This window comes from Gluconobacter kanchanaburiensis NBRC 103587, assembly GCF_007988905.1.
Classification (GTDB): domain Bacteria; phylum Pseudomonadota; class Alphaproteobacteria; order Acetobacterales; family Acetobacteraceae; genus Gluconobacter; species Gluconobacter kanchanaburiensis.
On sequence record NZ_BJVA01000003.1, the window covers coordinates 22,076 to 41,579 of the forward strand.

Genomic DNA, 19,504 nt, shown 5'->3' on the forward strand with positions numbered 1-19,504 from the left:
GTGTCAGCGTCTGTCTGCCTTTTTGCCTACTACAGCACCGAAGCAACGCTGGCTCCCCACACGCGTCACCTGCTCGCACAAATCGCTGCCTGTGGCTTTGCGATACACATTGCAGCTTCAGGCCTTTCGGAAGCGGCAGCAACCCTCTTGCAGTCCACTCTCCTGACCGGCCCCGTTCCAGTGACCTCCAAAGTTTATTCCCGGGCCAATACAGGACTAGACTTTGGAGCCTGGCAGTTTCTGCTTTCGCAGGGATGCGCCAGGGACGCCACCGAGGTTCTGTTCGCCAATGACAGCATTTTCGGTCCTCTTCTTCCCCTGGCTCCGATTGTCGAGACGATGCGGCAGGAAAATTTCCAGATCTGGGGTATGGTGCGCTCGGAGGCTGTCGTGCCCCATTTGCAGTCATGGTTCCTGTGTATGACACGCGAAGCTCTGGACCAGCCAGCCATTCAGCGTATTTTCAGCCAGCCATTCAGCGAAATGAGCAAAGACGAAATTGTTCTTCACGGAGAACTGGGCCTTGGACTGGCTATCAAGACTGCTGGTCTGTCTTCTGGCGCGGCCTGGAGTAGTGAAAGGGGCCTCGCACGGCTTCTAGCCCTCAACCCCATGCATACCGACTGGCGCACGGTCCTACGCTCTGGATCCGCTCCATTCATCAAGACTGAACTGTTGCGCGACAATCCCAGCGGGATCGCTTCTACCCATCTGTGGAGAAAAGAAATTCCCGACCCCGGTTTCTTCAATCCAGACTGGATCTCAGCCTATCTGGCGTCCACCCCACCCCGCAACCGCTCGAAACCTGCGGGGTTCCGGGCCAGACTGGTTCAGGCTCTTGCCAGTGAAGACCGCTTTCACGCAGTCATTGCGCTATTTCTCGGGCGCTAGAGCCCCGACCACTGACCTGTTCCAGAAAATGATACAGTTCCTCTGCCTGACTGTCATAGGTCGCCAGAGTATCCCTGTATGGATTGACATAATCATCAAACTGCTCCGGGCGATCCAGAAGTGCTGAAACCGCCGCAGCCAGTGTCTGCGGTCGGCCATCCAGTGGAAGACAAGTCCCGTTGATCCCGTCCATTACATCCTCGGACTGTCCCCCCGGAGCCGTAGTCACGACCCAGACATTTCGCGCCAGAGCTTCGCGAACCGTCAGGCCGTAACTTTCCTTCCACTGTGATGGAAACAGAAGCACGTCTATCTGGTCATAGAACGCATCAAGTTCTGACTGGCTATAAGCCGGGATAATCCGCAAACGCCCCTTCACAGACCAGTCTTCAAGAAAAATAGACTGGAAACCTAGGTTGAGCTTGTTATCGACCAGAACAAGTTCCCAGTCTTCCCGATCAAGAGACTGCATTGCCTCTTTCAGCAGACCATATCCTTTGACGGCTTCCGTCCCCCCCACAAAACCAAATCTCAGGACGGAGCCTGCAATTCTGTTCCGCCGGGGCCGATCCGGCCAGCGGAATCCATTCCGATTGACGACAATCCGTTCAGGCGCAACACCGTTAGCCAGATAGAGACTTCGATGTGCTTCCGAAGGGCTGACAAGAAGCGCCGCCGCCGCCAGAGCCTGACGCATCAGCACTTCCCGATCCTTCAGGTGACGCGCTTCGGGAACACAGGCCTGACAGATGGCAGGATCGATTTTGGTCTGGAAACAGTACCGTCCGTCAGAGCGAACCATGAACTGCCGCTCGCACAGCCACCAGGCATCATGAAGCGTCAGCACGTAGGGAATCCCACGCTCCTGACAGGCCCTCAACAGCCCCGTTCCCAACCCCTGCGCCGCATGGATATGCACCACATCCGGCTGACAGGCCTCGAGAACTTCCTCAAATCGGGAGGCCATGGCCGGATTGTCGATCTGTCCCAGCGCGTCCTGATCATCAGGCAATACCGATGCGTAGACCGTCATTCCATCGATATCGTAACGGATATCGCCATCAGGACTATTCGCTACAGAGGGTCGGGACGTCATAACGCTGACCCGGGCACCTTTCTGTACGAAACGACGGCCCATTTCTTCAGCCACGATCGTAGCGCCCCCAAAGGAACGAGGCGCAAAATAGACATTCGCCATGAGAATGTTCAGCCCCGGAACGTGCTCCGGCGCCGGATATTCGGGCGGCACACCAAAAAGCGCACGCACCTGCGTCTGCGCGATTGCTTCAGGGGAATATCGTGCCATTACATCGCGATAGGCAGCCTCAGCCAGTTGTCGGCGGGAGATATCGTCCCGCGCAAGAGACAACAGCCCTTCTCGCCAGGCCTCTGCATCCGCCGCAAGGATTCCGTTCTCCTGATCGCGTATGATTGTCCGGAACGCCGCACACGGAGAACACACGGCCGCAACTCGCACCGTAGCCGCTTCAAGAAACTTGATATTGCTTTTACAGTCGTTGAACAGCGTCCGTTCCAGAGGAGCAATCGCAATATCCGTCTGTGACAGAGCCTTCAGATAATCGGCGTAAGACAGTTCTGTCAGCCGCTCGACCCGATCTCCGAAACGGTCAAAGGCCGCTGATAGATGAAGCTGCCCGATCACCCGCAGACACAGTCGAGGCTCCTCTTCCATCGCGGCGAGCAAACCCTTCTCTGCCTGCCGGAAATCGGCATCATGCGTATTGGTGCCCGAGCCGTAAGAAACCCAGATGCGATGCTCGCGATTTCGCTCCGAAAGGATAGCAGCAATCCGGAGCGTCTCAGCGTCCAGAGCATTCTCCACAACACAGACATCCGACAGGCCCTCCCGACGCATGGCATCAGCCAGAGCTTCGGTAGAGGCAATTCCCCGTCCACAGGCCAACATACATTTACGAAACAGCACCACGCCGGACATCAACAGGTCCCGTTCTTCCCTAGGGAGCGTGTCAATATTTCCGTTCTGCCGATACTCAGCTTCGTCAAAGATCAGATCATCGACCTCCCAGAACGGCGCGAGGCTCAACCGGTGGGATTCCGCGACCATTTCCAAGACATCGTCGAAACCGGGAACACGATAAAAAATAACATGAGTACAAAATTGTAGAGCAGACATACATTGAGAAATATCGCGCCAGTCCATAACCTGAACTGTCCATCCCAATATTTCGAGCGCGGCTTTCTTCTGCCAAACACGGTATTTTGAACATTGCCTCAAGGTAAGTTCCGCAATAATCAGAACTCTGGGCTTCAGAGTCTCCTTCACTAGCGCGGACACAGCTTTGTAAGGATGGTCCGCAGAATTTGCTGCAGCCCCCATCTCGGAATGGTCAAAAGATGCAGCCCGTTTCCTTTTCAGCTTACCGAGTCTGCGGGCCATGGCCTGCCTGATCCCCGAGACTCCATCATGTTTATAAAGTCGCAGAAACCGAGCAGAAATGTCGCTGACGGGTCGTCCGTTAAGCAGTTCGCCGCGCATCAGAGCCCGGATAGCGCGCAGCGGAAGCGTCAAACGCCAGGATAATGAAGTCTGGATGAGGAAGAGCTGACGCGTAAGTTGTTGATTTCGCAGTTGTAACTGTTCAGCTCTCAACCCGTTCAGCCGCGCTGCGCTCTTGTAGCTTTCCGCCAGGATGTCACGCGGGTCATCCCGCATCAGTCAAACCTTCACAACCATTAAAACAGACACAGAAACAAGAAAGGCCGGACCCTTTCGGGGCCGGCCTTCCTGAACCAGTCGTCTCTGTCAGATGACAGATCCGATTATCAGCTCAGGGTAAAGTTCGAGGCATTCAGATCAGTGACGCCAACGAACGTGATCTTAGAGTTGTCAGACAGCTCGATTGTGGTGTTGCCACCGGCAACCGTAGCGTTTGCGAGAACACTGGCCAGACCATTGTCGTTCTGCAGACCGTACTGGTACAGAGCCATCAGGTTGCCAGCAGCGCTGCCGAAGTCGGTGATCGTGTAGTCACCACCAGCAGCACCCTTGGTCAGGGCGAACAGGTTGGCTGCACCCGAACCACCCGTAAGGGTAGCAGAGCCCGAACCGCCGACCAGCGTGTCAGCACCGGAACCGCCCGTGATGGTCTCGTCACCCGTGCCAGCAAAAGCGTGCAGAGTGCCGTTGGAGGAAGCGGCCGAAACCGTTTCGCTGCCGTCACCACCGACATACAGGTTGGTGGAGCTGGCGGAGCCGCCGACCAGCATCAGGTCAAGACCCGAAGCACCAAACAACGTGGACGTACCAGCGGAAACCGTCGTTGCACCCGTGCCGTTCAGGAACGTCAGAGCGCCGGAAGCCGTGATGGAGTTGGACGTACCACGGATCTGCCAGATATCGGTGGAAGCCGAAATGGTATCGTTCATACCACCCGAAACAGTGCTCATAGCACCGGTCGAGAAGTACGTGCTGGAGCTGCCGCCCGTGATGAAGGTGTTGTTGCCGCCGGAAACGGTGTTGTGCGACGTCGTGTCGTAAACCGTGCCGTTGGCGCCCAGCGTAACAACCGAGCTACCGCCCAGCAGGGTCACCGTATCAGTACCGGAGGTACCGTCGATGGTGTCCTGGCCTTCGGAACGAACAACATTCGTACCGCTACCCAGTACGATCTTGTTGTTACCAAGACCGGCGCTGATGGTGTCGTTACCGCTCGTGCCCGTAATGGTGTCGTTACCGTCACCCGTGGCAATGGTCCAGTTCCCGGAGGAGCTGCCGCCATTGAATGTGTTGTCGCCCACGCCACCAATGAAGGTGCCGTCCTGGTTACCAGCCGTCAGGCTCACGCCTGCCCAGTCACCTGCGAGAATGCTGACATTCTTTGCGGCGCTGCCCGACAGGTCGAGGCTCACGGCGGAGTTCAGGGTATCCTGGCCCGTCGTGGAGTAGCTGCCGATGGAGATGTACTGCGTGGTGCTGTCCGTAAGGGAGAACTGGCCACCCTCGCTAATCAGACCATGACCAACATACGAACCAGACGTGGCATTGCTGCCCGGAGCCAGATCGTAAGAATCAAGGTTACCACTGTTATGAAGGGTGGAAACAGCAGCTTGATACTGCTGTGCCAGAAGTTGGGTTTGCCCACCAGTGACCGTGACCGCGAAGGTCTGGCCGGAGGCGCCAACCACTGTAGTAATGGCCATTACCATGCACTCCTAAAAAAAGGTTGCCTCGCACCGGCGGCCCTCGGACCACCCAAATGATCGAGCGACGAGTCTTACATATATCAGAGCCAGATTAGCAAAAGCAATCCACTTTGGACACGATACAGGGAATCAGCGTACGTCATCTGAGAGTTCAGGAAACCATACCGACAGGAAGTTTTCCGTTTTCATTTCATGAGAACGGAAAAGAGCGGATAATCCGACTCTACAATCAAATCCTTTTATACCAAAAAAGTTCCCTCAATGTTAATTTCACAGGAAATAAACATTCGCAGCACTACTCCAGTCCCTCTCCTCCGGACAGGCTTTTTCGCACCAAGTTCCTCTCCATAGACCCCTCGATCCTGGCAGGCCCATTCGTGAACGTCCCAATCTCCCCGTCCTCCACCTTTCTGAAGGCGGACCATTACGTCTCAAGCCTCGCGCTTCTGCTAGCCTCCGGAAGCAACGTCCTCGACCCTTCCTCCCTGTCACAGGACCAGTCGGACCACATTCACTTAATAGTGTGGCTGACCATGATCGTAATAGACGAAAGCCCTACGCCCACAGCCCGCGTTGAATGTTCACCCGAGTTGCGTACCCGGATTGGCCCTGCTGTCCACAGGATACTAGAAGCCCGCCTTTCGGGATGCGACGTCAGACTTGTTGCACCGGCAGATCAGATCTCTGACGCCTCTTCCGCCTGCGTCCTCCGCGTACTTGACACCGCTGCCACGCCCCCTTCGCTTCAATCTCCTTCCCAAATCCCCATCCTTCACATCGGGAACTCGCTCCCAGGAAAGGGCTTGACGCTCTCCCCCGAAGTCACCGTGACCGATAGCGGCAACTCATCCTTTCTGACCTTCCTGATCTCCGGCACGCCAGAGAGCTTCAGGGTCCGGGAGCAGATCAGGCTTCTTCTGGACAGCCATCGCGACACACGTCGCCTAAAGGATCGTGTCACGTCTCTGACGGAGAGTTCGGAAATCAAGACGCAGACAATCCAGCAGCTTCGCGTCTCATTGCGAATGAAATCTGCCGCCGACAGATCCTCGCAGGTGACAGCGGTTCCTTCAGGTCAGACGGATGGATCACCTCATCCCAAGCTAGAGCTCACAGCATCCACGCCCTGTTCCGCCGAACCAGAGAGTACCCCACCAAGCTCCCTTTGGCATCGCATAGGTCGCAAACTGAAACATACGCTCACTCCACAGAGGCCTACTGTATCGGCGTCTGCTCCAGTGTCTAACTCGGAAACTGAAGCCCCTGAAAACAGGCACTCTTTGCAAACCTCACGACCCAAAGTGCAACGCGTACTCTTCGTCGCAGGGGAGCCGGATACGCCTGGCGTTCTCTATCGCTGTTATCGCAATGCCGCAGCCGCCCGGGACGCGGGTTTCGATGCTCGTGTCGTGCCCTGCGCGTCGGTGGGATATGATGACATCCACGAGGCTGACGTCATGATTCTGTGGCGCGTGGAATACAGCGGTCACGTCAGCACCATTCTCGATCTCGCCAAGAGAGAGAATGTCATTACGGTCTTCGATGCGGACGACATCGTCTTCGTCCCACATTATGCCCGCGTCGACATGATTGATGGCATCCGTTCGATCGGCGCTACCGAAGAGCGGATCGAACGATGCTTTTCCGATATGCGCCGCACGTTCCTGCGCTGCGATCAGGGATCCGCCACCACGGCGGAGCTGGTCTTTGCGATGCACAGTCTGCGTCCGGTGGTTCATCTTCTACCCAACATCTATGATATGGAGTCCCTGCGGCGCGCCCGGCTGGCGCTGCGGATGCGGGGAGAGCCGGGCCGCATCAGTCCAGACGACGATCTGGTCCGGATCGGCTATGCAACCGGCTCCCGGACCCATCAGCGGGACTTCGCCCCGATTTGCGCCACGATCGCCGACGTCCTCAGACAACGTCCCCAGGCCCGTCTGGTCCTGTTCCGAGAACCGGAAAACCATCGCCCTGTCCTGATCATGGACGAATTTCCCAGCCTGACATCCGTGCAGGACCAGATCGAATGGCGCGACATGGTCCCGCTGGACAGACTTCAGGACGAATTTGCCCGTTTTGACATCTCGATTGCCCCACTGGAAACAGGAAACGTCTTCTGTGAGGCCAAAAGCGAGATCAAGTTTTTCGAAGCCGCCCTGTCGGGGGTCACGACAATCGCTTCTCCGACAGGTCCGTTCAGACGGATCATCCGCCACGGGGAAAACGGATTCCTCGCACAGACACCTTCGGAGTGGTTCGAGGCTCTGATCGAACTCATCGATAACCCGGAACGACGCGTCCGGATGGCACGCGACGCTTATCATTCTATCCTGTGGCCATTCGGTCCTCAGGCACAGGCGCGTCGCATGAAGCTCGCCCTCACCTCCATGTGCGGTGACGAGAACGCCGCGCTTGCGATGGAGCTTGCTCTTGGGCGCAACCATCTCACAAAGGCTGGAACGTTTTCCCGCACCCCGGTCATTCCGGAGAGCCACACACTCTTCCACCATGATGCGCTCGGCGAAGCCCCGGTCACGGTCGTGATCACGTCTTACAATTACGAAGCCCATCTTCTGGACGCACTCGAATCCGTTGCCGCACAGACGCTCCCCGTTCTAGACCTGATCGTTGTGGACGATGGCTCCTCCGACGGCTCCATCGCGCTTGCCAGAACGTGGATGGAACGGCACTGCGCACGCTTCAACCGTCTGATTCTACGACAGTCGGTGGTAAATGCCGGGCTGGGCGGTGCGCGTAACATCGGAATGGATGCTGCCGAGACCGTCCACGTCATGCAACTGGATGCAGACAATCTCCTGCATCCGGACGCCTGCGAAGTTCTCCTCGCTTCAATGAGCGAAGGTACGGCCTACGCCTATCCGCTCATTGCGTGCTTTAACGAGGATGGCCCCCTTCTGACGGATCTGAGCGCTGATCCCCATCAGCAACCCGGCACTCCTAAACTTCTGGGCGACCTGCCATTCAATCCGCTCTCCCTTGTCTCAGGCAATCGTATCGACGCCATGGCCATGATCACGAAATGGGCCTGGGCTGCTGCAGGCGGCTATTATGTTTCACGTGAAGCAATGGGCTGGGAAGATTTCGATCTGTGGTGTTCTCTGGCGGAGCTGGGTCTCCCAGGCCACCATGTCCCGCAGGTGCTTGCCGATTACCGGCAGCATGAAACATCCATGACCAACGCCTCGACGGAGAAGGAAGCACACAAGGCGCGGGTCGTTGCCTTCGTTCAGCAACGTCATCCCTGGATCCGCTTGAGCGCCGAACGCGCAAAGCCCCGCACGAACTAAGACCTGGATTTCCATAAAAAAAACCCGCTTCCGGCATTGGCCGGAAGCGGGTTTTTCAGAACGCCCTGTCTGAAAAATCAGAACGGTGCGTCGATATCCACAACGTCGATCAGCTTATGATTGACGAATTCCTTGATGCCCAGACCGATCAGCTCACGACCATAACCCGAACGGGCCACGCCACCGAACGGCAAATCAGCCTTCACCATCGTTGGATGGTTGATATAGACCATGCCCGTATAAATCTGCTCGGCAACCTTCACGCCGCGCTTCGTGTCTTTCGTAAAGACCGAACCACCCAGACCGAACGGCGAATCATTGGCAATACGGATAGCGTCCGCATCGTCCTTGGCCCGATAGAGCTGCGTCACCGGCCCAAAGAACTCCCACAGACGGGCTTCGTTGTTCTCGTGCAGATTGGTCATCAGCAGCGGCTGGAAGAACGCACCCTTCTCCGGAACCGACGGGCCGATCGCCTCGACGACCGCACCATGCTTCTTGGCTTCTTCAACCTGCGCCTTCAGATCATCGGCAGCCTTCTGGGAAGACAGCGGTGCCAGCGTGGTCTTCGGATCCATCGGATCACCCGGAATCAGCTTGGCGACTTCAGCCTTGTACAGCTCCAGAAAGCGGTCATAGACAGCATCCGCCACGATCAGACGCTTGGCAGACACGCAGACCTGTCCGGCATTCCAGTGACGGCCGAACGCCGCCCATTTCGCAGTCTTCTCCAGGTCCGCATCGTCCAGAACGACGAAAGCATCGGAACCGCCCAGCTCCATCGTGGACTTTTTCAGGGCCTGCGCTGCAATCCCGGCAACGATGGCGCCGGCGCCTTCGGACCCCGTCAGAGCCACGCCACAGACGCGCGGATCCTTGAGGATCGTCTCGGTATGATGACGGGCAGCATACAGGTTGCGGAAGCCGCCTTTCGGCAGCCCGGCTTCCTTCATCAGGTCATCAAACGCAGCCGCGCACTGCGGCACATTGGATGCGTGCTTGAGAATGACCGTGTTACCAGCAGAGAGCTGCGGCGCAATGATACGGGCGATCTGGTAGAACGGGAAGTTCCACGGCTCGATCGCAAAGACGATGCCCTGCGGCTGGTGGATCAGAACGGCATCGCCCGAATTCGGGTCCGCAACCGGCAGCTTTTCGGATTTGAGAAGCTCTTCGGCATGCTTGGCATAATATTCGAAGATTTCAGCCGACAGGACCGTCTCTGCCTTGGCTTCGGCGTAGATCTTACCCATTTCCAGCGTCAGAAGACGGGAATACTTGTCGATATCGCGGCGAAGGATGTTCGCCGCTGCCGTCATGATCTTCGCACGCTCGGCGAACGACGTATGACGCCAGCTCTTGAACGCATCATAGGCCTCGGTCAGCGCGGTCTGAACGTCCTGGTCAGTCGCATCCGGAAAGGTTTTGAGCGTCTCACCGGTATAGGGATTGATCGTAGCGTAAGCCATGACGGGTCATGTTCCTGTTTGATGACGGGTTCGCGATATATTGGCACGAATACCGTCAGACAAAACCCCCAACATCCTGATAGCAGAAAACTTCACAAATCTGTGTTCGTTTGAGGCAGATTATCCCATAGCTCCTGAAGCCATGCATCCGCCGAACCATCCGACGGGGCCCGCCAGTCTCCGCGGGGAGACAGCGAGCCGCCGTAAACCAATTTCGGACCATTAGGCATGGCCGAGCGCTTGAACTGGCTCGTCCCGAAAAACCGCCGAAGAAAAATTTCCAGCCAATGGCGGATCTGCGACAGATCGTAGGAGGTTTTACGGTCCTCGGGATAATGGGCCGGCCACTCTCCCCGGGAAACGTCCCCCCAGGCCTTCTCCGCCAGAAACGCGATCCGAGACGGACGAAACCCATGACGCAGAACATGATAGAGTGTGAAATCCTGAAGAGGGTATGGCCCGATCGTCTGCTCCGTACTCTGCACGCCCTGCCCGGTATCGGGCACCAGTTCCGGCGTAATCTCCGCACTGACAATCCGCTCCAGAACGGGGGCCACACCGTCGCCCAGCTTTCCCTCACGCGCCAGCCAGCGGATGACGTGCTGGATCAGCGTCTTCGGCATCCCGGCATTGACGTTATAGTGGGACATCTGGTCCCCCACGCCGTAGGTGCACCAGCCCAGCGCCAGTTCCGACAGATCGCCTGTCCCGATCACAATCCCATTGCGGTAATTGGCGATCCGGAACAGGAAATCGGTCCGCAACCCCGCCTGCACGTTCTCGAACGTGATGTCATGAACCGGCTTCCCTGCCACAAAGGGATGGCCGATCCCCGCCAACATGGTCTGCGCCGTGGGCCGGATATCCAGCTCGTTCACTTCAACACCCAGCGCCTTCATGAGCGCATGAGCCAGAGAGCGGCTTTCACTTCCCGTCGCAAATCCGGGCATCGTGTAGGCCAGAACATGCGTCCGCGGCCAGCCAATCTCGTCCGCCGCCCGCACCGCCACCAGCAGCGCCAGCGTGCTGTCCAGCCCGCCCGAAACGCCAATCACGGCCCGCTGCGCGCCACTGGCCTGTAGCCGTCGTCGCAGGGCGCTGACCTGAATGGTCCAGCCCTCGTAACAGTCCCGCGCCAGCGTCCGCGCATCGGATGGCACGAACGGAAACCGCACAACATCGCGCTTGAGTCCCAGATCCGTCATCGGAGGCTGGAGCGTGAACCCAACGGTCCGGAACTCCTGCCCCGCCTGTCCGAACTGTCCGGTCCGCATCCGCTCCTGCCGCAGCAGATCAAGATCCACATCCGCCACAACCAGCCGCTCGCCCTGCGGAAACCGGTCCGACTGCGCCAAAAGCCGTCCGGCCTCATGAAGCGAAACCTGACCGTCCCAGGCCAGATCGGTTGTGGACTCCCCTTCACCCGCCGCCGCATAGGCATAGGCCGTCAGCGTCCGCATGGACTGAGCCTGACACAGCAAAGACCGGTCATCCGTCCGCCCGATCGTCACCGGAGAGGCAGACGGGTTGAGAATGACCGTCGCGCCCGCCTCCGCCAGCTTGCCACTCGGAGGAGACGCCACCCAAAGATCCTCGCAGATCTCCACGCCCAGCGTCAGCCCGCGCACGTCCTCCGCCTGGAACAGCAGGTCCGCACCGAACGGCACGTCGTCACCCAATAGCCGGATCGTGCCAGACGTCCGAAGCCCGGACGTAAAATGCCGGGGCTCATAGAACTCCCTGTAGCGCGGCAGATGCGATTTCGGCACCACGCCCAGAATACGCCCCTGATGAATGACTGCGGCACAGTTGTAGAGCAGCCCCTCCCGCACCAGCGGCACCCCCACCACGGCAACCGGCATAAGGGTTCGTGTTCCCTCGACAACCCGTATCAGCGCAGAAAGTGCGCCATCAAGGATGACGTCCTGAAACCGCAGGTCGTCCAGCGTGTATCCCGTCAGTCCAAGCTCGGGGAAAACCACAGCCGCAACACCCTGCCGGTCACACTCTCGCAGGACGTCGAGCGCCTGCCGCGCGTTCCGCTCCGGATTGGCGATGGTGACCGGCAGCGTACAGGCCGCAATGCGGGCAAATCCCTGATGATACAGAGAGTGAAACAGGGTCATGGCAGGCCTCCGGCAGAATGGCGGGTCATCATGTCCGTTACAGGGCATCCACGCAGGAAGGAAAAGCCCGACCCCGTATCAATACCGTGCCACACGGATCGGACGTTACGAAAATGAACCTGTTCACCCCAGAGTCGTTCAGCATTTTCAAACCTGCTTCTCCGCCGGAGAGCACAACCGACATAGGAGACCTTTCCATGGACCTGCTGCGCTGGACCATAGCTTTCCTGATCCTCGCCCTATGTGCCGCAGCGCTCGGCTTTGGCGGAATTTCGGCGGACTTCGCCTATATCGGCAAGATCCTTTTCTTCATCTTTCTGGTCCTTCTGGTCGTCAGCCTCATTTTCGGACGGGGTCGCGGCCCGCGTCTCTGATCCGACCTCTCAGCGCCGGGAGCGCCCCATGCGGACGCTCCCGACCAGAGCGATCAGGAACACAGCCATAGCATACAGCCCCCCCAGCTCCGTCATGGAGACAGGAAGCCCAAACAGGTAATCCGGCGAGTCACAGGGCTTGTTCGGCCTTGCGGGCATTGCGGACATCCAGTCCTTGAAACTGCCCCCGTGAAAGGCAGGCGCACGGCACTCGGGCGCCGGACTGGGCCAGAACTTGTGCTCCACGCCCGCATGCAGCACGGCAAGACCGATGCTCGTCATCAGGCACAGCAGGCCCAGGTAAGCCCCGTACCGGGCGTAGCGCCGGGGCAGAAGCAGCGTGAAGACTCCGAGCGCGATCAGCACCCACCACGGCCGGCGTTCCCAGAGGCACAGCTCGCAGGGCGCAAGTTTCAGCCAGTGCTCGGCAAACCAGACCACTCCCAGAGCGAGCAGCCCCGCAAGCACATACAGACCGCCTATTGCCGCCCCTGAAACAGGGCGCCTCATTCTACTCACTGGCACGGGCAGACAGCCTCCAGACTATCAAGAAACTGTTTGGACCAACTTCCAGCCGTATTGCGGGACACCTCTTCATACATTGCCGACCACGCCGCATGACGAGCCTGAACATCCATGGTCAGGCCAATATGCAGCGCATCTGCCATCCCCTCTGCATCCAGTGGATTGATCAAAAGCGCCTCGGGCATTTCCGGAGCCGCGCCGGCAAAGCGCGACAGCACCAGCACGCCGGGATCTTCCTCATCCTGTGCCGCAATGAATTCCTTCGCGACGAGATTCATTCCATCGCGAAGGGGGGTGACGAAACCCACATCGGCCATCCGGTACAGACCGGCCAGAATATGCCGTCCGATCGGCCATGTCGTATACCGGATCGGCACCCAGTCCGGCGTGCCATAGGCCCCGTTGATGGTGCCGACCAGACCGTCCAACTCCTCCTTGAGCAGCCGGTAACTTTCCACTCCACCACGCGACACAGGTGTCACCTGAAGGAACGTCACCTGCCCCCGATGCTCAGGATAGTTTTTCAGGAGAGCCTCGAACCCCTTCATCCGTTCCGGCAGGCCTTTGGAATAATCCAGCCGGTCCACACCGATGATGAGGCGCGTCCCCTCCAATGTATCAACGATTTTCGTCACATCTTCAGAGACAGCGCTTTCAATCGCCTGCTGACGGAAACTGACAGGATCGATCCCGATGGGAACAGCCTCGACGGCAGCCTTCAGCCCATAAGCCTCGAAACACCCTTTCAGATTGGCTTCGTCCTCCGGAGTCTGCACGCCGATCAGGTCACAGGCCGCCAGTCCGGTCAGCAGCATGTCCAGCTTGGGCAGCAAACGCGCCACACTCCAGGGCGGGAAAGGAATATGGAGGAAGAAGCCGATCCGCCCCCCGACGCCCCGGTCCCGAAGCATCTGCGCAAGTGGAAAAAGATGGTAGTCGTGGATCCAGATCGTATCGCCCGGCTCCAGAAGTCTGATCAGCCGGTCCGCAAAAACCTCGTTGGCTTCATAATATGCCTCGCAGTCCTCACGCGTATAGCGGATAAGGTTGGTGCGATAGTGACACAGCGGCCACAGAACCCCATTGGAAAAATTCAGATAGAAACGGTCGTACTGTTTCTGGGTCAGGTCAAAAGTCACATAATCGACATTGCCGACATGCTCGCGCTGGACAGGCCGCGAGGCAGCATCCGCGTGCTGATGCCCCGACCATCCGAACCAGAGTGTCTCCTGGGTCTGAACCGCATCATACAGACCGACCGTCAACCCTCCGGCAGGCTGCGTCCGCTCACCCGGGGCGGGTGTCCGGTTGGAGACAATAATCAGGCGGCCCATCCGCGTCCCTCCGACAGATCGTGCAGCCAGCGGCGGAACGTGGCTGCATCTGGAAAATCATCAGGGATCAGCCAGCCCGCGCCACCCATCCGGCGCGCTGCCCTGACCCCGTCCCGGTCGGTGACATCATCACCGGCAAAAACCGGAAGCCGCCCAGCAAAGGGCGCCTCGGCCATCAGTTCTTCAAGCGCCTTGCCCTTGTCGATGCCCAGCGGCCGGAGTTCAATGGCCATCTGTGCGTCCTGAAGATGAAACCCGTGCTGGTCCACGGGCCATACCGAGATCAGCGCCCGAAAGTCCGCTTCTGCTTCGGGAGCGCGACGATAATGCAGTACCATTCCAGCTTTTTTGTGTTCGATCCCAACACCAGGATGCTCTGCGGCAATTTTTTCCACAGCGTCGGCCCAGTCCTTCGGCACACGGGGCAGATCGCGTTCACGGATGCGCTGATCAGGCGCATGACGCACCACCACACCGTGTTCTCCGGCCACGGCATACGGAACGCCAGGCAGAAAATGATCGATCTGTATGATGGGACGCCCCGTGATGATCGCAAGCGCACCATCGAGCATATCCCGCAGGCGCAGGAGATCGGCGATCAGTCCTTCCGGAACCCGGACACTGTCGGGCGTGGGAGCAATATCGACGAGCGTTCCGTCAAAATCGAGCAGCAGCGCCGCCCGCGAGGGAGAGAAGGGAACCTGAATCATGAAGCTGTCATTTCTTCCTGTTTCTGGGTCATTCCGCCCCGTCCGCCCTTATTCGAGACCCGGATCGGCTGTCGGCGGTGGCAGAGCCTGCTGTCCCTGAAGTTGTCCCTGCGGCGGAACCGGCGCACTCGGGGCAAGCGACGGAGGCGCTACACCGGGAGGGGCGAGCGGAATGGGGTTATGACTGTCCGGAGCAAGCGGCACCGGGCCACCTGCGGCAGATTCAGGAAGGGACGTCTGCGCCTCCCCACCCTCTTCCACCGGAACATCCGAACTTGCGAGCACAGGAACTTTCACCACAGGCAACGGCCCTGCCTGTGGCGCTGTAAGCACTCCCGCACATGAGACAACGCGCACATCGTACAAAGGGCTGCCATACGTCGCAACAGAAGGCTCCTGCGCCAACATCCATCCGTCGAATGGCGCGCGCGCGGGATCACTGCTGTCCTTCAGATGCAGAAGCGCACCGGAATCCGCCGACAGCGTCTGGGGACGACTGACACACGCCTCAACCCCGACCGAAAGACTGTGGTAGGTCGCACTGCCTCCAACCGGTACCGTCAGCAACTCGATATGAGAGTCCAGCCGGTCCAGAACGCGTACTACGGCCTGGGACTGCCCCTGCCAGGTCGTGGCGGGATACATCGCCGGAGGCGCAACACCGGTCGCAGCCCGCGCATCCGGAATTCCAGAGGGAATGACACCCATCACTGCGCCCAGCAGAGTGGCGCCCGCAACCCTCCGAAGCGAAACGCAAGCAGTCCGACGTTTCATCATGACTCTTTCTCCTGAACGCCACCCTGAAGCGGGCTCTTCAGATCGGACAGCATGACCTGGAACGTCCGCAACATCGCCTGAGGCGTAACGCCCATCAGCACCCCGTCATCAAACGCGTCCTGAAGGGCCTGACGCAATTCGGTATCGTTTTCGCGCAGAATCTGGACCTTCTCCACACACGAAACAGGGTTACCCTCATGATCAACCCAGGGAAACGCACCCGTAGCGGTCATCGTTCAGGGTTCGTCCACCAGACTGCCCGAACCACCGCCCGCCCCCTTGCCGGCATTAGCCTTCTGGCTTTTCTGCAAAGAATCCGTCACCGAGAAAATAAACTTGCTCAGAAGCTGCTCCAGACTGATTGCCCCCTGCGTCTCAGTCATGACCCCTCCCGGCTTCACCAGCGAGTCAGCCCCCCCCGGAGACAGCGCGATGTATTTCCCGCCAAGCAGACTGTCAGACGTCACAATCGCCGCGGAATCCGTAGGAAGCTTCACATCTGGGGCGAGCGTGAACGTGACCTGCGCCTGAAAAGTCTTCGGATCGACAGTCGCCTCGATCACATGCCCCACGGTAATGCCCGCAAGCCGCACGTCCGACCCGACGTTCAGACCGTCAATCTGGCTGAACGACGCATGTACGGGATAACCGCCATCGTTACTCCGATGGTGTCCAACCATCGCCGCGACCAGTAGACCTGCCAGACAGACAAGGACTGCGAATCCGGCCAGAAGCTCCAGCCGGTCATGGCGGACCGTGACAGCGGTCATGACGATACCCTCGTGAAAATCATCCTTCCTGCACTACCCGACTCCACGTCCCGCGTCCAATCCCTCCACCGGATATCCGCCAAACGGGGGCAGAAAAAATGTTATCCCCCATATCCCCATGTTCCCGTCCATTAGCGCCCGTCCGGAAGCTCTTTTCCGACTTACGACGCCCGGATCCGCAGGCGTAGATTAAGGACATGACAGCTCGCCTTCACTGGACCGGCGTTCGCATGAGAACGCTTCAGGTCATGACCGACCCGGACGAGAACGCCCTGCGCTCCGTCACCCTGCCTGCCGCCTGGGACGACGGTACCGCACAGGCGCTCGCCGCGATCACCCTGAACGGTGGGCCGGTCAGACTAGCCACGGAGGCCGCCCGATGGGTGGACACGATTGACGCCTGCCCGCCCCTGCCCGGCACACCTACCAGCACTCCCGCCCCGGGCCGAAGCCTGTCCTATCTTCTGCTGATGCAGCAGATGGCCCCGAATGCTGCCCTGTGGCAGTGCCAGCCTGACGAAACGCCCGGCTTCACTCTTCGCCTGTCCAGCTTCGTACAGGACACCGGATTCGCCACCGAACATTTCGTCGCCTGCCTGCGTCTGGCCTGCGACTCCCTGCGCCGCCTTCATGCCGCGACCCGGATCGAACGCACAGGCGAGCTGCCCCTGTTCGACCTTCCTGCGAAGCCTGAAGACGAAGCGGCCGGTCTTGTCCTTCTGACGGATCTCGACGCCTGCCTGGCGACTCTGGGTCTCGATTATGACAGCGACGAAGCCCGCAGCACCGCCCACGCCCTCGCAGCGCTAGCCACGACGGTCGCCCGCGCGGGGACGAAGCTGCCTCCGCCCCCGATTCCGGAATCTCCACTTCGGGATCTGCGGATGGTGGCTTCCTCGGTTCATGCTGCGGAAGAGAAGCGGCATTTCTGCCCGGTCGAAACAGGATTTTCGTCCCCTGGTCCTACGGAAGCCCTGCTGGGGGTCGAGACCTGCGGTTTCGCTCCGGCGTTCTCCCCCCTGCGCGAAGACGGCCATCTCCGCGCCTCGACGCTGGCGCGGCTGGCCTGCCGCGGCCTGACGCCCGAATCTGCGCTAGCTCTGGCTCTGGCAGGCGAAACACCGCTGCCTCCGGTGCGCCCGCAAGCTCATGCCGCCATGCATGCGGCCCTGAAAGGCACGGTGGATTTTCTTCCCTCCGTCCCGGAGCCGGATCTGGCCGACCTTCAGGCAAGACTGGCGCGCGGTGTGCGCCGTACCCTGCCCATGCGCCAGACCGGCTTCACACAGCGTGCCGCCGTGGGCGGCCACAGCCTGTTCATGCGGACCAGCGAATTCGAAGACGGGACGCTCGGGGAAATCAGCATCACTCCCCCCCGCGAAAGCCCCATGGCCCGGGGCCTAATGGACTGCCTCGGTCAGGCGGTCAGCATCGGGCTGCAATATGGTGCGCCACTGGAGGCCTTTGTGGAACGATTCGCCTATACCCGCTTCGGACCCGCCGGAACCGTGGAGGGCGATCCGTCCACTGCCTACGCAACATCACTTCTTGATTATGCCTTCCGCACCCTGTCCGAAGCCTACCTAGGTGAACCCATGCCAGACGCTCCCCGGATCGAGCCCAGTGCAGAGGATCCGGCGCCCATGTTGCCGTTCGGGCGCGACACAGGAGAAACCCCGGAATGGAAGGACCGCGGGCGGCGCCTGAAACTGGTCAGCTAGTCCGAAAGCAGGTTTCAGACCTTCCGACGAGCAGAATACATTGACAGTCAACGGACTCGCCGGTAGCTAGCGCCTGCGCTGAAAAGGAATCCGGTTGAAATGACCGGACAAGAAGGATGCGTACAGGGTAAGGGATCAGATCTCATGGGACACGCCCCTGCCGGTAACGACGGAAACTTCGACGAACGCCTCAGGCGTGCCCGTCAGAAGCTTGATCCCCACTCAGGGGAGTTCGCTGTGACCGATGCAGACAATGGCGACGGCTCCATGTCTTCCCTTGGACTGGCGATCCGCGTGGGAACCGACCTTGTGGCCGGTCTCGCGGTTGGTGTGGCCATAGGCTACGCCCTGGGTCACTGGTTCGGGTACAGGGCTTTGTTCCTGTCCGTTTTCGCCCTGGCAGGATGTGGTGCCGGCATGTTGAATGTCTGGCGGGTTTTGAAAGATTCGGACATGGTGTCCGGACCGAAAGATGACGGGAGAAGCCAGCGTGGCAGCCGGATCGACGATTGACGCGCTCGGACAGTTCGAGCTCCATCCGGTTCTTGGACATCTGGGAGAAGCCCTGCGGTTCTCGCAGTCGCCGCTGTTCATGCTGATCGCTGCCGCCATCGTTCTCGTCTTCCTGTATGTCGGGATGCGCCCCGCCGCTGTCGTGCCTGGCCGTCTTCAGGCCGCTGCCGAGATCAGCTACGACTTCGTGCATGACCTTGCCGTCAGCACGATCGGCGAGAACGGTGCGACGTTCTTCCCGTTCGTCTTTGCGATCTTCTTCTTCATTCTGGCTGGCAACTATCTTGGTCTGCTGCCCTTCTCCTTCACGTACACCAGCCATATCGCCGTGACCTTCGGCTTGGCCATCATGGTGTTCGTCATCTCGATCCTTGCTTCCATCCGTTTTCAGGGTGTCGGCTTCCTCAAGCACTTCCTGCCCGCTGGAACGCCTGTCTGGCTTGCTCCGCTGCTGGTGCCGATCGAGCTCATCTCTTTCCTTTCGCGTCCGGTCAGCCTGTCGATCCGACTTTTCGCCAACATGGTGGCGGGTCACGTGCTTCTGGAAGTGTTTGCCGGCTTCACGATCATGCTCGCCGGTCTGGGTGCATTCGGCCATATCCTGGCCATCGCCCCGATCGCGATCAATGTCGCGCTGACGGCCCTCGAACTGCTGGTGGGTGTGTTGCAGGCCTATGTGTTCGCCATCCTCACCTGCATCTATCTGCGTGAGGCCGTCGCTCACTGAGCCACATCAGCTTCGCACTAACCCTTTTAATCGACCCAACAAGGAACCTGACAATGGACGTTCAAGCCGCT

Annotated in this window: 15 protein-coding genes and 1 pseudogene; 6 read left to right on the top strand and 10 right to left on the bottom strand. The window is 59.3% G+C overall.

Annotated features, from left to right (window positions below):
• A complete protein-coding gene (locus tag GKA01_RS03210; protein ID WP_146859190.1) occupies positions 1-891 on the top strand; it encodes a rhamnan synthesis F family protein in 891 nt (296 codons plus the stop codon).
• Here the strand turns inward: GKA01_RS03210 and GKA01_RS03215 are convergent.
• Positions 866-3,586: a glycosyltransferase gene (locus tag GKA01_RS03215; RefSeq protein ID WP_146859192.1), complete on the bottom strand. Its 2,721-nt coding sequence runs from the start codon at positions 3,584-3,586 to the stop codon at positions 866-868. The genes GKA01_RS03210 and GKA01_RS03215 overlap by 26 nt on opposite strands.
• Positions 3,587-3,696: 110 nt before the next feature.
• Positions 3,697-5,073: a beta strand repeat-containing protein gene (locus tag GKA01_RS03220; RefSeq protein WP_146859194.1), complete on the bottom strand. Its 1,377-nt coding sequence runs from the start codon at positions 5,071-5,073 to the stop codon at positions 3,697-3,699.
• 1,304 nt (positions 5,074-6,377) lie between these two features.
• Between GKA01_RS03220 and GKA01_RS03225 the strand changes: the two are divergent.
• Positions 6,378-8,387 (top strand): annotated as a pseudogene (locus GKA01_RS03225) (glycosyltransferase); the annotation flags it as partial.
• A gap of 77 nt (positions 8,388-8,464) precedes the next feature.
• Here GKA01_RS03225 and GKA01_RS03230 read toward each other — a convergent pair.
• Entirely contained in the window at positions 8,465-9,856 is a 1,392-nt protein-coding gene (locus tag GKA01_RS03230) for an NAD-dependent succinate-semialdehyde dehydrogenase (protein WP_146859196.1), read from the bottom strand.
• A gap of 92 nt (positions 9,857-9,948) precedes the next feature.
• Positions 9,949-11,982, bottom strand: coding sequence for an NAD(+) synthase (locus tag GKA01_RS03235; protein WP_146859198.1), 2,034 nt, complete (start codon positions 11,980-11,982; stop codon positions 9,949-9,951).
• Between the two features lie 197 nt (positions 11,983-12,179).
• Between GKA01_RS03235 and GKA01_RS03240 the strand changes: the two genes are divergently transcribed.
• Positions 12,180-12,356 carry a DUF1328 domain-containing protein gene (locus GKA01_RS03240; protein WP_146859577.1) on the top strand — a complete coding sequence of 59 codons (177 nt, stop codon included), beginning with the start codon at positions 12,180-12,182 and terminating at the stop codon, positions 12,354-12,356.
• A 9-nt stretch (positions 12,357-12,365) separates the two neighbouring features.
• Here GKA01_RS03240 and GKA01_RS03245 read toward each other — a convergent pair whose 3' ends face one another.
• The 6 genes from GKA01_RS03245 to mlaD are packed head-to-tail and all read right to left on the bottom strand — an operon-like array spanning position 12,366 to position 16,472.
• On the bottom strand, positions 12,366-12,866 hold the full coding sequence (locus GKA01_RS03245; protein ID WP_146859200.1) for a disulfide bond formation protein B: 501 nt from the start codon (positions 12,864-12,866) through the stop codon (positions 12,366-12,368).
• A gap of 5 nt (positions 12,867-12,871) precedes the next feature.
• Positions 12,872-14,215 (bottom strand): alpha,alpha-trehalose-phosphate synthase (UDP-forming), encoded by a 1,344-nt coding sequence (locus tag GKA01_RS03250; RefSeq protein WP_146859202.1) that lies wholly within the window; start codon positions 14,213-14,215, stop codon positions 12,872-12,874.
• Positions 14,203-14,925: a trehalose-phosphatase gene (gene otsB, locus GKA01_RS03255; RefSeq protein WP_146859204.1), complete on the bottom strand. Its 723-nt coding sequence runs from the start codon at positions 14,923-14,925 to the stop codon at positions 14,203-14,205. The genes GKA01_RS03250 and otsB overlap by 13 nt, the downstream gene beginning before the upstream one ends.
• A 48-nt stretch (positions 14,926-14,973) precedes the next feature.
• Positions 14,974-15,702, bottom strand: coding sequence for a DUF2155 domain-containing protein (locus tag GKA01_RS03260; RefSeq protein WP_228119901.1), 729 nt, complete (start codon positions 15,700-15,702; stop codon positions 14,974-14,976).
• Positions 15,699-15,935, bottom strand: a complete 237-nt coding sequence (locus GKA01_RS03265; RefSeq protein ID WP_146859206.1) for a hypothetical protein — start codon at positions 15,933-15,935, stop codon at positions 15,699-15,701. The genes GKA01_RS03260 and GKA01_RS03265 overlap by 4 nt, the downstream gene beginning before the upstream one ends.
• A gap of 3 nt (positions 15,936-15,938) precedes the next feature.
• Positions 15,939-16,472 (bottom strand): outer membrane lipid asymmetry maintenance protein MlaD, encoded by a 534-nt coding sequence (mlaD, locus tag GKA01_RS03270; protein ID WP_146859208.1) that lies wholly within the window; start codon positions 16,470-16,472, stop codon positions 15,939-15,941.
• Between the two features lie 197 nt (positions 16,473-16,669).
• On the opposite strand from mlaD, the gene GKA01_RS03275 reads away from it, so the two are divergent.
• The 3 genes from GKA01_RS03275 to GKA01_RS03285 all read left to right on the top strand — a co-directional run bounded on the left by GKA01_RS03275 (position 16,670) and on the right by GKA01_RS03285 (position 19,433).
• Positions 16,670-18,193, top strand: a complete 1,524-nt coding sequence (locus tag GKA01_RS03275) for a TSCPD domain-containing protein (RefSeq protein ID WP_146859210.1) — start codon at positions 16,670-16,672, stop codon at positions 18,191-18,193.
• 144 nt (positions 18,194-18,337) lie between these two features.
• Positions 18,338-18,706 (top strand): AtpZ/AtpI family protein, encoded by a 369-nt coding sequence (locus GKA01_RS03280; protein ID WP_146859212.1) that lies wholly within the window; start codon positions 18,338-18,340, stop codon positions 18,704-18,706.
• On the top strand, positions 18,684-19,433 hold the full coding sequence (locus GKA01_RS03285; protein WP_146859581.1) for a F0F1 ATP synthase subunit A: 750 nt from the start codon (positions 18,684-18,686) through the stop codon (positions 19,431-19,433). The genes GKA01_RS03280 and GKA01_RS03285 overlap by 23 nt, the downstream gene beginning before the upstream one ends.
• Positions 19,434-19,504 lie beyond the last annotated feature (71 nt).